Genomic DNA, 13088 nt, shown 5'->3' with positions numbered 1-13088 from the left:
ACCACGCGCGGCGCCTCCACCGGCGGGTTCGGCTTGTTCGTGGCGTCGGGGTTGGTGGGTTCGAACACGACCCAGCCGTAGCGCGCGAAGTGCACTTCCGGCCACGCGTGGGCATCGGCGGTGGAGACCTGGAAGACGCCGTCCTGGTAGTTGTGCAGGCGGTAGCCGACCGCGACCCTGGCCGGGAATCCCCAGCTCCTGGCGATCACGGCGAACGCTGCGGCGGTCTGCTCCGCGTAGCCGCTGCCGGCGTCTCCCTCACCGGTCAGGAAACGGGCGAGGGCGGCGTAGGAGTGCCCCGGCGGCCGGTTCAGCCGGTAGGGCTTGGCGCGCAGGTACTTCTCGAGTTCCACGAGCTGGTTGTAGGTCTCGCCGAGGAAGTTCCTGGAGGCGGTTGCCAGACCTTCCGGCACACCCGGTGGCAGCGGCGGCACGTGGTTCGCCGACTTCTCGGCCCGCGTCAGCCCTTTGTCCCTGAGGCCGACCTCACCGGTCACGTCGTAGCTGAGCCCCGGCGCCGCGGGCCCGGTGCCGACCACCACACCCGAGCCGGGGTTGAACCCGAACTGGCCGCGGCTCTCGCCGGACGTGGTCAGCCGCGACGGCCAGCCGACGACGGGCAGGTACGGGCCGGAGAGCTCCTTGAGCTCGATGTGCGCCGTCACGGTCTTGCTGCGGCGGAGTTCCGGGTCGACGGTGAGGTTGCGGCCGGCCACGCGATAGGTGCCGGACGAGGTCCAGGTGGTGCCGTCGTACGTGTCCAGCGCGGCGGTGCGCACCCGGTCGATGCGCGTCGACTCGTAGTCCGTCCGCACGGTGAACAACGTGCGCGGCGGCGACTCGTTGAGCTGTTTCTTCAGCTGTGCCAACGGGGTGAGCGTGTCGGTGTGGACGATCGGCGGTGCGAGGACGTCCCGCGGGTCGAACCGGTGCTCTCCGGAGGCCAGGGGCGAGAACCGGCCGCCTGCCAGGCCGAACAGTGCGCTGGCGGCGACCATCGAGGCCACCACGACGAGTGCGGCGACCGGCTTGGCCGACTGGCGTTCGACGCGCACCGTGCCGAGTCCGGTGCCCCGGTGGGTGCGGATCGCGATCAGGACCAGTGCCGCGACGAGGAACACGACGGTCGCGACCAGGTGCCCGCCCACCTGGTTGCCGACGGCGAAGAGAGCGAACACGAAGCCCGCCAACGGAGGCAGCAGCGGCGCCAGCGCGCTCCGGGTCCGCAGCACCAGCAGGACGGACGAGAACGCCGCCGCCCACACCACCAGTGCCGGTGCCGCCAGCAGTTCGCCCCACGTGTCGGCGGGTGCGGTGACCGTGAGCAGGCGGTTCCAGCTGCCGCGCACCCCGCTGAGGACCGCGGACGCCGTGCCGCCGAACACGCCGTAGACCAGGACCAGGGCCAGACCGGCGACCGCCAGCACGAGGCTTGTCCACACGCGACGGTGGCCCAGCGCGGCCGTCACGCCGCCGACCAGCCCCGCCGCGGCGAGCACCGGGAGGTAGCCGGCGGCGAAGAACCGGTGGTACACCAGCGTTCCCGCGGCGGTGGCCAGCAGCGCCAGCGCCACCTCGGCCAGCGGACCTGGCCGGAGCCTCCGCCAGTTCATCGCAGCACCAGCCGGTTCCAGCGGGTGGTGAACTCCGCGCTGCTCGGTGCGGCGATCGCGAGCACACCGCGCGGCCGGGCGGGCACCGCGAAGTCGGGGGAGACCAGCTGGGCGAGAGTGACGGAGAGGAACCTGGCGCGCAACGACATCAGCAGCTGGGCCGCCTCGGCGTCCACGCGGCCGGTGACGACGGTCAGCGCGACGCCCTGCGCGTCGGAGACCACGTCCCGCACGAGGCCGGTCACCGCGCCGAGCCCGCGGTCGGCGCCAGCGCAGTCCACAGTGGACAGCAACTCCAGTGCGCCGCCGCTCGACTCCCGTTCGGCCCCACCGGTGGTGCGCAGCGCGAGCGGCAGGCTGGAGCGTTCGGCCGCGACGCAGAACGACGCGGCGACGCGGACCGCCTCCTCGAAGAGCTGCGCACCGGGATAGGGCACCGCGCTGGTGTCCAGCACCACCAGCTGGCGCGGCTCGTCGGGCACGACCACGTGGCGGGTCATCACCGTGCCGGTCCGAGCCGTTGCGCCCCAGTGGATGCGGCGCCAGTCGTCGCCGGGCGCGTACTCCCGCAGGCTGTGGAACGCGACGCCGCCCAACGGAGCGTTGCTGGTCGTCTGGCCTTCCGCGTCCTGCGGCCCACCGGCCGTGATCGTGGCCAGCAGGTGCACGCGCGGATAGACGTGCACCACCAGCTCGCCCCCGGACGCGCGGCCGCGGTGCAGCAGCCGCAGCGGGTCGGTGTGGCCGAGCTCCACCGGCGGGATGACGTAGCGGCCGCGCCGGGCGGCCGGCAGCGGGTAGCTGACCGTGCAGCTGTGGCCGGCGGTCAGCGCGGGCACCGTGACGGTGGTGCGGTCGCCGCCGACCGTCTCCGTGACCATCAGCGGCGGGCTGTCGCGCCGGCCCACGTTCGTCACGGTCAACGTGCCCTGGGCGGCGCTGCCCTCGAACACGCGCCGAGGCCGAACCTCGCGCACCACGGTCAGCTTGGGCGAGACGAGGAGCCAGGCCGCGGCCAGGAGCAGGGCGCACGCTGCGGCGAGGCCGAGCGTCACCAGTTCCGGGTAGTCGGCCCACGCGCCGAGCGCCACCAGACCCGTTGCGGCGGCGGTCATCCCGGCGCCGGACCTGGTCAGCACAGCACTCACCGGCCTGCCGGGACCGGAGCGGCGGCCAGCACGTCCGTCAGCACCGCTTCGGCGGTGCGTTGCTGGATGCGGGCTTCCGGGGTGAGCAGCAGGCGGTGGTTGAGAACCGGGACGGCCACGGCCTTGACGTCGTCGGCCGTCACGAACGGGCGACCGGCGGACAGCGCGTAGGCCTGGGAGGCGGTGATGAGGGCGATGCCGCCGCGGGGGCTCACGCCGAGCTCGACGTCCGGGTGGACGCGGGTGGCGCGGACGAGGCGCGCCACGTACTCGCGGAGGTTGTCGGCCACGCCCTGTTCGCGGACCGCGCGGATCATCAGGCGGAGGTCGTCGAGCTCCATGACGGACTTCAGCTCGTCCGGGCGGCGGCGGGTCACGCCGTAGGACAGGATGCTGACCTCGTCGGCCAGGTCCGCCGGGTAGCCGATGCTGATGCGCATCATGAACCTGTCGAGCTGCGCTTCCGGCAGCGCGTAGGTGCCCTGGTGCTCCACCGGGTTCTGCGTCGCGATGCACAGGAACGGGTACGGCACGGCGATCGGGCGGCCGTCGACGGTCACCTGGCCCTCGGCCATGACCTCCAGCAGGGCCGACTGGGTCTTCGGCGAGGCGCGGTTGATCTCGTCGCCCAGCAGGATGTTGGTGAAGACCGGGCCCTGGCGGAACTCGAAGCGCGACCTGCCCTGGTCGTACACCTGCACGCCGGTCACGTCGGACGGCAGCAGGTCGGGGGTGAACTGGATGCGCTTCACCTCGGCACCCGCCACCGAGCGCGCGATCGCCTTGGCGAGCGACGTCTTCGCCACGCCCGGTACGTCCTCGATCAGCAGGTGGCCCTCGGCGAGCAGGCACACCAGCGCGAGCCTGACCACCTCGGGTTTGCCGCGGATGAAGTCCTCGACGTTCGCGGCCAGCGCCTCGAACCGGCGCTGGAAGATCGCGGCATCGGACACTTCGGTTCCCCCAGAAAACTCGTGAACAGCTAGTGGATCGGGCTGCGCAACGCCGCGTTGAGCCGCGGGTACACGTCACGCACCGCCGAGTGGTCGCGCTCGCGGCCGAGCAGGCGGGCCAGGCGCTTCAGGTCCTGCCGGACCGTGGCCGAGTCGACCAGGTCGGCCGAGTCGAGCACCTTCGCGGTCAGCGCCCCTGCCTGGTCGATGTCGCCGGCCGCGGCGTAGGCGAGCGCGCGGCGGGCACCGAAGCGCGCGTGCGTGCGGTGCGCGGTGCCGGGGACCAGGGCGAGCTGGCGGTCCATGATGTCCGCCGCCTCGCGGGACCGGCCGAGGTCGTGCATGCACCAGGCCGCGACCAGCTGGTTCAGGTCGGCGCCGCTGACCGAGGCCGAGCCGATCGTCATGCCGCTCTCGGTGTCGGCCTGGTCGAGCAACGCGGCGGCGCGGTCGAGCGCGCGCCGGCAGTTGTCGTAGTCGCAGGCCAACGCGTGGCCCTGGGCTTCGCGCAACGCGGCGAGCCCCTGCACCCGCGGCGACGTGCCCGGTGCGGCCTGCGCCTGCTGGGCCAGGTCGATCGTGCCGACGGCGTCGTCCCGGTAGAGCGTGATCAACGCCTGTCTGATCAGCGAGTACGTGGCCAGCTCGGTGTCACCGGCCGCGGCGCCCATCTCGACGGCGTTGCGGGTCCACCACAGCGCGGCCCGGTCGTCACCGGCCTCCTGCGCCATCCACCCGGCGTACTCGCTGTAGCGGGCGGCGAGGCCCAGCAACTGCTCGCGCACGGGGGTCGGTGCGCCGTTTGCCATGCCACGCAGGGTGTGGGTGTGCACCGTCACCATGGGCAGCACCACTGACGGGCTCGTGGTCTGCCCGAGCTGCCGGACCTGCGCGAACAACGACCGGAACGCCGCGAGCGTGCCGTCGTGCGCCGCCGACGCCGAAGCGCTGCGCGGAGCCCCCAAAGTCAGCCCCAGCAAGGAGACCGCGCCCGTCGCGATCGCCTCGCGCCGGGGCATCGGAACCATCCAGCTCGACCCGTCCGGTGCCATGCTCATCACCCACACTTCGCCGTCGGCCTCGACAGCTGCCGGCGGGCTCGCCGGTGCGGGCTGGTCCACGATGCGGGCCAGCCGTCCACCGGCTCCGAGAACCGCGTCACAGCGCCGGGCCAGATCAACACCTGGTTGTTTCACGCCAGTCTCGATCTTGCCCAGATAGCCCTTGCTGTAGTGGACCTGCTGCGCCAGCGACGCCAGCGACAGGCCCGCCGCGGTCCGCAAACGCCGCAGCTCCACACCAAAGACATCCGACTGCTCAGCCATGAGCCCCCACCCTCGACCGCCGCTGCCCGAACCCGGCGGACCCCGCTACGACCGCGGGATTTTGTCCCGCGACCGGTGGATCGACCGTTGCAGACTACTGAACCCCCAGGTCGAAGGCCCAGCCCTGAAGCGACGGCACGTGCTGACCGCTGGCTGCACGATCCGAGTTTGATCGGCCGCACAGCTGTTTCCCAGGCGTCTCCCGTCGCCTCTGCACGCGGGAGACGGGAGACCCCTGCCCACGCGCGGTGTGCCGGGTGATGCTGGATCCCGACGGGGACACGGTGACTTGTCACCGTCTGTTCTGGGGGTGTGGCGGTAGGGCTGGGCTGGGGGCCTGCCCTGCCGCCACAAACACTTTCGGGGCCGAGGGGGAGAACTGGTGAGCAGGGACTGGACGGGTGCGCCGTCCATGCGCGGTCAGGCCAGATCCGGCCGGAACGCTGCGCGCAACGCCTCGAGCAGGTAGGTGAAGCGGTGGCCGCGGTGCCGGTCCTCGTCGGTCACCGCGGCCGCCGCCGAATGATCGTTGGCCGACCAGCGCCCAACCCGTGACGTCGTCGACCACTCGCGGACGTGCCTGCCCAGCTCGCTGTGCTGGGTTACCACGACGCGTTCGCCGCGGTGGGCCGCGGCGAACGCGTCGGCCAGGCCCGGCGTGCCGGCGAGGTCCAGTTCCGCGACGATCGCCTCGGCCTTCGCGAGCGCGTCGCGTTCGTTCTCCACGCTGGACGGCCTGGTGCGGGCGAACCAGGGGTCGAAGTGCATGCTCGGCAGGGGTGCGGTGAGCTGCTCGAAGGTGGGCAGGACACCGGTGACCAGCCCGGCCAGCCGCAGTGAGCGGCTGATGGCCCCGTCGTACTGGCCTCCGTCCCCGTCGAGGTCGAAACCGGCCTGGCGCATCCGCGGCACCAGCGCGTCCCGGTCCGTGCCGTGGCGATCGCCGGGCCAGCTCGGGTGGAACCCCGTGACGATCCTGCCGTCCAGGGCGTGCGTGAACCTCGGGTTGGCGTAGTCGTGCCGCAGCACGGTGAGCGCCTCCGTGCCGCGCGACAGGGCGTCGGCCAGGTACGCGAGCTCGAAACCGGTGGGCTGCACCAGCACCGTCCACTCGCCGAGCGCCAGCGCGGAGACCACGTCCGGATAGCCGTGCTCGTACTCGTGCAGCCGGCGGATCTCGTCCGGCGTCCGGTCCGCCACCGTGTCCGGCAGTCCGCCCACGCGGTCCAGGGCGTCGAGGGGGTCGCGGCCGCGCACGAACGCGATCGCGAAGATCTCGCCCAGGAAGGGCTCGCGGTGATAGGAGTCGGCCCAGGACAGGTCGTGCTGCACGTCTCCCCCAGAAGCAGTTCTCAGTTGCGTTTCCCAGGTGTACGACCCTTGTGAACATTCCGGGTCGGCGCGACCTGGCACCGATGCGGTCGTCAGCAGCCGGCGAGGCCGGCGCCACGCCCATCTCGTTTCGCAAGCCCGGCATGACATCTGACATGCGAATTCGCGAATAACCTGCGGTGACGGAAGGCAACCGCCGGTTGCACTCCGTTCACGCTTAGAATACTTCGCGTGGAATGTCAAGTCGCGGCAATAGCTTCCGCGTTTGTCGAGTTCAGCCGAAGAAAGCCCGGTCGGGCAGCGGTCGCCCGTAAAGTGCATCGGTGACCGTTCTACCTGCGGGAGTGCGTTCACGCACCACAACACCCGTGCACAGGCCGGGACCGGAACGACGGTCGGGGGTGTTGCGAAGGTCATCGGACTGAGTACTCTCTACGCGCCCCCCAAGATCATCGCTAGTTGATCATGCCGATCACGCGATGCTATCTTTCCGTCGCCAATTCGGGTGCTGTGGAGCGTTGTGAAGCTGAAGAACGTGCCTGATACGAATTACAAGACAATTCGTTCGCGGCTCACTGGTGTCGTGGTGGTTCCCAGCATCGTCCTGCTCGTCATGTGGGCGCTGTTCTCGTCCTACACGGTGTTCGAAGGGCTCTACCTCCAGCTCGTCGCCTCCGGCGTGCGAGACGCGTCGATCCCGGCCGTGCAGTCGTTCGCGTCGCTGCAGAAGGAACGCGAGCTCAGCATGACGAGCCTGAGCCGACCCGGCTCCGGCACGTCGGCGTTGCTGAAGCAGCAGCAGGTGACCGACGCGGACGTGAGCAAGATGAAGACCGCGTTCGCCGAGCTCGCCTCGCAGGCGCCGAAGGAGATCGTCGACGGGATCGGCAAGCTCAACGGACTGCTGGACCAGCTTCCCGACGTGCGCACGCGACTCGAGTCGGGCGCCGCGTCCAAGGACGAGGTCTACCGCTACTACAACAGCCTGCTGGACTCCGGCGCCGCGCTGTTCACGACGCAGGCCCGCATCGTGCCGGACGCCGAGACCGTGGGGGCCGCGCTGCTCGCTCCCCAGTCCTTCCAGGCCGTCGACGCGATGTCGCGGTCCGGTTCGGTCGCCGCCGCGGCGCTGGGGGTCGGCAAGTTCACGCCGGAGGAGCACCGCGAGTTCGTCCAGCTCGTCGGCGGGTACCGGACTTCGCTGACCGCGATGGAGCCCTACCTGCTGCCGAATGTGCGCGACCACTACAAGCAGATCGTCTCCAGCGCGCCGTGGCAGCAGCTGACGGCCATGGAGAACCGCCTGGTGCAGAACGCCGAACGCCCCATCGGGGCCTCGGTCTCCATCACCGACTTCGAGAACGCCAGCCGTGCGGTGTCCACCGAGCTGACCACGATGGTGCAGGAGCAGTCCGTCGGCGCGGTCAACGTCGCGATGTCCAACGGTCAGAGCAAGTTCACCACGGTGCTGATCGGCAGCCTCGTCGCGCTCGTCGCGGTGATCGCCGGAATCTTCCTCGCGGTGCGGATCTCCAGCCGTCTGGTGAACAAGGCGTTGATCGTCCGGCTGGCCAACCTGAAGAGCGACTCGCTCAAGCTCGCGCACGAACGCCTGCCCGACATCGTCGAGCGCTTGCGCGACGGCAAGCACGTCGACGTCGCCGCCGAGGTGCCCGCGCTCGACTACGGCAACGACGAGATCGGCCAGGTGGCCGACGCGTTCAACGCCGCGCAGTACACCGCCGTCGCCGCGGCCGTGAAGGAGTCGCAGACCCGCGAAGGCGTGAACCGGGTCTTCCTCGACATCGCGCGCCGCAACCAGGGTCTGGTGCACCGGCAGCTGAAGATCCTCGACAAGCTGGAGCGCGAGGAGGAGAACCCCGACCACCTCGACGCGTTCTTCCAGCTCGACCACCTCGCCACCCGTGCGCGGCGCAACGCCGAGAACCTGATCATCCTGACCGGCGAGCAGCCGGGACGGCAGTGGCGGAAGCCGGTGCGGATGCTCGACGTCGTGCGCGCGGCGGTCGCGGAGACCGAGCAGTACGCGCGGGTCAAGGTCAACCCGGTGCCCGAGGTGGCGCTCACCGGTGCCGCCGTCGCCGACGTCATCCACCTGATCGCCGAGCTGGTCGACAACGCGACGTCGTTCTCCTCGCCGCGCTCGCAGGTCGAGGTGCACAGCAGCGAGGTGCCGCAGGGGCTCGTGATCGAGATCGAGGACCACGGTCTCGGCATCAAGGCGGAGGACCGCGAGCAGCACAACAAGATGCTCACCGCGCCGCCCGACTTCGAGGCCATGCGCCTGCGCGGCGAGTCCCGCCTCGGCCTGTTCGTCGTCGCGCGGCTGGCGGCCCGTCGCGGCATCCACGTCGAGCTGCGCGACTGCCCGACCGGCGGCACGATCGCGCTGGTGCTCGTGCCGGCCGACCTGATCGTCGGCGACGCGGGCGCGGCCGACCCCGCCGACCCGGTGCAGATGCCCAAGCCGACGTTCCGGCAGCAGACGCTCGCCCAGGCCGCCCTTCCCGTCGCCGAGCGCGCGGAGGACGTCGTGCTCGACGCCCGGCCCAGCTCGGAGCTGAACGAGTTCTGGGCAGGGGGAGGAGTGGGAAACGACCAGGGCTCCCGCGTGGAAAGGGATCCGGACAGCGGGAGCATCGTGGGCGTGCTGCCCGCGGACGACCACCCGGCGGGCCCGTGGCCGGCCGAAAACCCCGGGGACGGTGACGACTCGCGTCAGGACACCCGGCCAGAGCTGCCCCGGCGCCGGCGGCAGCAGCACCTCGTGCCCCAGCTGGCCAACGACGACCTCCGGCCAGAGCCCGGCTTCGACGAGGCGCACAGCGAGGAACGAGCCGAACGCACCCGCGACGGCATGTCGGCCTTCCAACGGGGCACCCGTGACGCCCGCCAGGCCGACGACGTCGTCGAACCGTGATCACTCCTGAACACTGAAAGGGCTTACTTCCGTGGACGACGATCTGACCGGCGGGCACCCCGAGCTCAACTGGCTGCTGGACGACCTCGTCGCGAGAGTGGTCGGTGCGAGGCACGCCGTGGTGCTCTCCGCGGACGGTCTGCTGCTCGCCCGTTCTCCCGAGCTGTCCAAGGACGACTCCGACCACCTGTCCGCGATGGCGTCCGCGTTCCAGTCGCTGGCCCGCGGCACCGGCCGGCACTTCGGCGGTGGGCAGGTCCGCCAGACCATCGTGGAGATGGAGCGCGCGCACCTGTTCGTCACCGCGGCGGGGCAGGGCGCCTGTCTCGCCGTCGTCGGTGACGAGGACGCGGACATGGGCATGATCGCCTACGAGATGAACATGCTCGTGAAGCGCGTGGGTGCGTACCTCTCGTCGGCGCCCCGAACACTCGCGGCACCCCGGCACCCGATGGGCCTCTCATGAGCCCGCGGTCGTCGGACTGGTGGTACGACGAGGCCGCCGGTCCGCTGGTCCGCCCCTACGCGCTGGTGAGCGGCCGCACGCGGCCGACGTGGGGCCGGCTGAACCTCGCGACCCAGGTGCGGGCGATCCGCACCACGTCCGACACCAGCGCGCTCTCCGTGGAGCACCTCGAGATCATGAAGCTGTGCCGGAAACCGTTGTCCGTGGCTGAGGTCGCCGCCTACCTGCACGCCCCGCTCGTGGTGGCGAAGGTGTTGCTGAGCGACCTGATCCAGCGCGGCGACGTGATCACCAGTGACGCGTCCCGGATGGCGGTCGCGCCGGACCGGAACCTACTCCAGAAGGTGCTTGATGGCGTCCGTGCAATCTGAAGAGCTGACCGTCCCGTCCTCGGTCAAGATCGTGGTGGCCGGCGGTTTCGGCGTCGGCAAGACCACCCTGGTCGGCGCCGTCAGCGAGATCACGCCGCTGCGGACCGAGGAGCTGCTCACCGAGGCCGGCACCCAGATCGACGACCTGGCCGGCGTCGAGGGCAAGACCACGACGACGGTGGCGCTCGACTTCGGCCGCATCACGATCAACCCCGAGGTCGTGCTGTACCTGTTCGGCACGCCCGGTCAGGACCGCTTCTGGTTCATGTGGGACGAGCTGGCGTACGGGGCGATCGGCGCGGTCGTGCTGGTCGACACCCGTCGTCTCGACGGCGGCTTCGGGGCGATCGACTTCTTCGAGCGCCGCGGGATTCCGTTCGTGGTGGCCGTGAACTGCTTCGAGGGCGGCCACTCCTACAGCGAGGACGAGGTGCGGCACGCACTCGACGTCGGTGACGGAGTGCCGCTGGTGCTGTGCGACGCGCGGGACCGCGAGTCGTGCAAGACCGTGCTGGCCCGCGTGATCGAGCATGCGATGAGCAAGCTCGATCCCGCAATGGCCTGAGGTTCTATGTGATCTTTTCCAGTCGGCACCGGAAGGGCCGCAACATCGCAGGTGCCTCGGTGAGCCGGTAGCCGGGCACCTGCTCGGGGTTCTTGGCGATCCCCGCCAGCGTCTCCGCAACGTACTCCAGGTGGCTGCGGGTGTAGACGCGGCGCGGGATCGCCAGCCGCACCAGCTCGTACGGCGCCGGCGTGATCAGCTCGCCGTCCTCGGTGATCTCCCCGAGGTAGAGCGAACCCAGTTCGGCACAACGGATTCCGCCCGCGAGGTAGAGCTCTGACGCGAGCGCGTGGCCGGTGAACTGGCTCGGCGGGATGTGCGGCAGCAGCCGGCCGGCGTTGAGGTACACCGCGTGCACGCCCGCCGGCTGCACACTGTCCACACCGGCCTGTCGGGCGCATTCGGCGAGGTACGCGGTCGACTCCGCGCGTTCCTTGAGATACAGCGGCTCGGTGACCTCCAGCAGGCCCTGTGCGCACATGTCGAGGTCACGGCCGCTCAGTCCGCCGTAGGTGCGGAAACCCTCGGTGGCGAGCAGCAGCAGTTCGCACTGCTTGGCCAGTGCCGTGTCGTTGAGCGCCAGCATCCCTCCGATGTGGGCGATGCCGTCCTTCTTCAGGCTGGCGACGCAGCCGTCCGCCAACCGGAAGGCCTTCTCCGCCACCTCACGCGGGCTGTGGTCGCGGTACTTGTCTTCGCGTTGCGTGACGAGCCAGGCGTTCTCGGCGAACCGGGCCGCGTCGAGGATGAACGGCACCCCGTACTTGCGGCACAGCTTGCTGGCCTTCTTGAGGTTCGACATCGACACCGGCTGCCCGCCGCCGCCGTTGTTGGTGATCGTCATGAGCACCAGGCCGACGTCCTCCGGCCCGGCCAGCGCCGCCTCGAGGGCTGCCAGGTCGATGTTGCCCTTGAAGGGCTCGTCGCTGTCGAGGTCCTTCGCTTCCGGGCACGGCAGGTCCCTGATCACACCGCCGGCGATCTCCACGTTCGCGCGGGTGGTGTCGAAGTGCGTGTTGCTGATGGAGATCTGGCCGGGCTTGAGCAGCGAGGTGAACAGGATCCGCTCGGCGGCACGGCCCTGGTGCACCGGGAAGATGTGCTCGTAGCCGGTGAGCTCCGCGACCACGTCGCGGAAGCGCGCCCACGACCGCGCGCCCGCATAGGTTTCGTCGCCGCGCATGCCGGCCGCCTGCTGCTCGGCGGACAGCGCGCCGGTGCCGGAGTCGCTCAGCAGGTCGATCGTGACGTCGTCCGCGGTGAGGTTGAACTGGTTGCAGCCGCCCTCCGCGTACCGGCGTTCCCGGTACTCGCGGGTGGTGATGGGGATGGGTTCGACGACCTTGATGCGGTACGGCTCCACGGACTTGCCTTTCTAGAGCGACATTGCCTTTGTGCGTGCGGGTGTGACGTCGTAGGCCTCGGACGACAGGTAGACCGTGACGCCGGGCCGGGGCCTGCCCAACCGCAGTGACACGTGCGCGATCAACCCGACGCCGTCGGCCAGGGGCCTGCGGACCATGCTCGCCAGCGCCATCACGAACGGCGCGGTGTCCAGCCCGCACCTGGCCATGATCGCGAGAACGCGCTCGCACGCCTCCAGGTCGTCCCGCACGTAGTCCCGCACGGGGATGTAGAGCGAGTAGCCGCTCGGCCGGTCCGTGTCGCCGGCCAGGAAGGTGTAGCTCGACATCAGCGGGCGCAGGCTGAACGGTCCGGTGCCGCCGCAGGCCAGCGCGATGACGTCGCTCAGCAGGTCGTGGTCGACGTCGCGGGATGCTTGTGCCGCGTGCACGACGTCCGCGGCCACCGAGGACTCGTGCGCCACGTAGGTCTTCACGCGGGCCCGTTCCTCGTCCATCAGGTCGAGGGCGAAGAAGGAGAACCGGTCCAGCCCCTCCCGTCGCAGTGCGTGACCGGCCACCGTCTCGTACGCCGCGGCGAGCCCGAGTCTCCCGAGTGCCTGGCGCACCAGGGAGGTCGCGCTCTCACGACCCCGCACGTCCGGGTTGAGGTAGACCTTGATCGCGGGCGGCACGTCCGGCTGGACGATCAGCGAGTACCAGAACGCGAACGCGCCCTGCGGGTCGTCCGGCAGGAACAGGTCGCGCACCAGGTCGAGTTGCCGCAGGTCCAGCTGGTGCTCGCCGGCGAGCCGGTCGAGCACGCCGAGTGCCGCACCGACGTTCGCCCGCAGGTCGGGCTGCTCGGCGAGCGACTCGACGATCATGCGCACGGCCGGCGGTTCGTTCTGGGTCAGTGCCACCGAGAATTCGACCGGGGTGTGGTCGTCGGCGACGAATGAGGGCCAATGGGGGATCGGTGAGAGTGGCCGCAGACTGCCTGGCCCCAATGCCTCGGCCAGCAGTTTCAT

At 70.4% G+C, this 13088-nt stretch carries 11 protein-coding genes; 4 read left to right on the top strand and 7 right to left on the bottom strand.

Features of this window, described 5'->3' with window-relative positions; genetic code table 11:
• The 5 genes from DI276_RS35580 to DI276_RS35560 form a co-directional block, all read right to left on the bottom strand.
• Window positions 1-1613 (bottom strand): transglutaminase family protein (locus DI276_RS35580; protein ID WP_198681106.1); only part of this gene is annotated, 1613 nt, incomplete at its 3' end.
• Window positions 1610-2761: a DUF58 domain-containing protein gene (locus DI276_RS35575; RefSeq protein WP_198681105.1), complete on the bottom strand. Its 1152-nt coding sequence runs from the start codon at window positions 2759-2761 to the stop codon at window positions 1610-1612. The genes DI276_RS35580 and DI276_RS35575, both read right to left, overlap by 4 nt.
• Window positions 2758-3714 (bottom strand): AAA family ATPase, encoded by a 957-nt coding sequence (locus DI276_RS35570; RefSeq protein WP_232837141.1) that lies wholly within the window; start codon window positions 3712-3714, stop codon window positions 2758-2760. Before DI276_RS35570 ends, DI276_RS35575 begins: the two co-directional genes overlap by 4 nt.
• Before the next feature lie 29 nt (window positions 3715-3743).
• Entirely contained in the window at window positions 3744-5039 is a 1296-nt protein-coding gene (locus tag DI276_RS35565; RefSeq protein WP_112271821.1) for a helix-turn-helix domain-containing protein, read from the bottom strand.
• 420 nt (window positions 5040-5459) lie between these two features.
• Complete coding sequence (locus tag DI276_RS35560) at window positions 5460-6371, bottom strand: DUF6461 domain-containing protein (protein WP_112271819.1); 912 nt, start codon at window positions 6369-6371, stop codon at window positions 5460-5462.
• 583 nt (window positions 6372-6954) lie between these two features.
• Between DI276_RS35560 and DI276_RS35555 the strand changes: the two genes are divergently transcribed.
• The 4 genes from DI276_RS35555 to DI276_RS35540 are packed head-to-tail and all read left to right on the top strand — an operon-like array spanning window position 6955 to window position 10714.
• Window positions 6955-9312, top strand: a complete 2358-nt coding sequence (locus DI276_RS35555; RefSeq protein WP_332874730.1) for a sensor histidine kinase — start codon at window positions 6955-6957, stop codon at window positions 9310-9312.
• A gap of 31 nt (window positions 9313-9343) precedes the next feature.
• Window positions 9344-9778 carry a roadblock/LC7 domain-containing protein gene (locus tag DI276_RS35550; RefSeq protein ID WP_198681104.1) on the top strand — a complete coding sequence of 145 codons (435 nt, stop codon included), beginning with the start codon at window positions 9344-9346 and terminating at the stop codon, window positions 9776-9778.
• Window positions 9775-10149 carry a DUF742 domain-containing protein gene (locus DI276_RS35545; RefSeq protein ID WP_112271814.1) on the top strand — a complete coding sequence of 125 codons (375 nt, stop codon included), beginning with the start codon at window positions 9775-9777 and terminating at the stop codon, window positions 10147-10149. Before DI276_RS35550 ends, DI276_RS35545 begins: the two co-directional genes overlap by 4 nt.
• Complete coding sequence (locus DI276_RS35540; RefSeq protein WP_112271812.1) at window positions 10130-10714, top strand: GTP-binding protein; 585 nt, start codon at window positions 10130-10132, stop codon at window positions 10712-10714. Before DI276_RS35545 ends, DI276_RS35540 begins: the two co-directional genes overlap by 20 nt.
• 4 nt (window positions 10715-10718) lie before the next feature.
• Here DI276_RS35540 and DI276_RS51510 read toward each other — a convergent pair whose 3' ends face one another.
• Both DI276_RS51510 and DI276_RS51505 read right to left on the bottom strand, forming a co-directional pair.
• Window positions 10719-12077: a tryptophanase gene (locus tag DI276_RS51510; RefSeq protein ID WP_198681103.1), complete on the bottom strand. Its 1359-nt coding sequence runs from the start codon at window positions 12075-12077 to the stop codon at window positions 10719-10721.
• A gap of 12 nt (window positions 12078-12089) precedes the next feature.
• Window positions 12090-13088, bottom strand: coding sequence for a tryptophan dimethylallyltransferase family protein (locus DI276_RS51505; RefSeq protein WP_198681102.1), 999 nt, complete (start codon window positions 13086-13088; stop codon window positions 12090-12092).

The organism is Lentzea terrae (genome assembly GCF_003265345.1).
Lineage (GTDB): Bacteria > Actinomycetota > Actinomycetes > Mycobacteriales > Pseudonocardiaceae > Lentzea > Lentzea terrae.
This window is presented reverse-complemented; position numbering and strand designations above follow the sequence as displayed.

Bases quoted from the DNA above. Each gene is read 5' to 3' on its own strand.
- DI276_RS35565 (WP_112271821.1), bottom strand. From the start codon at position 5,039: ATGGCTGAGCAGTCGGATGTCTTTGGTGTGGAGCTGCGGCGTTTGCGG.
- DI276_RS35545 (WP_112271814.1), top strand. From the start codon at position 9,775: ATGAGCCCGCGGTCGTCGGACTGGTGGTACGACGAGGCCGCCGGTCCG.
- DI276_RS35540 (WP_112271812.1), top strand. From the start codon at position 10,130: ATGGCGTCCGTGCAATCTGAAGAGCTGACCGTCCCGTCCTCGGTCAAG.
- DI276_RS51505 (WP_198681102.1), bottom strand. From the start codon at position 13,088: ATGAAACTGCTGGCCGAGGCATTGGGGCCAGGCAGTCTGCGGCCACTC.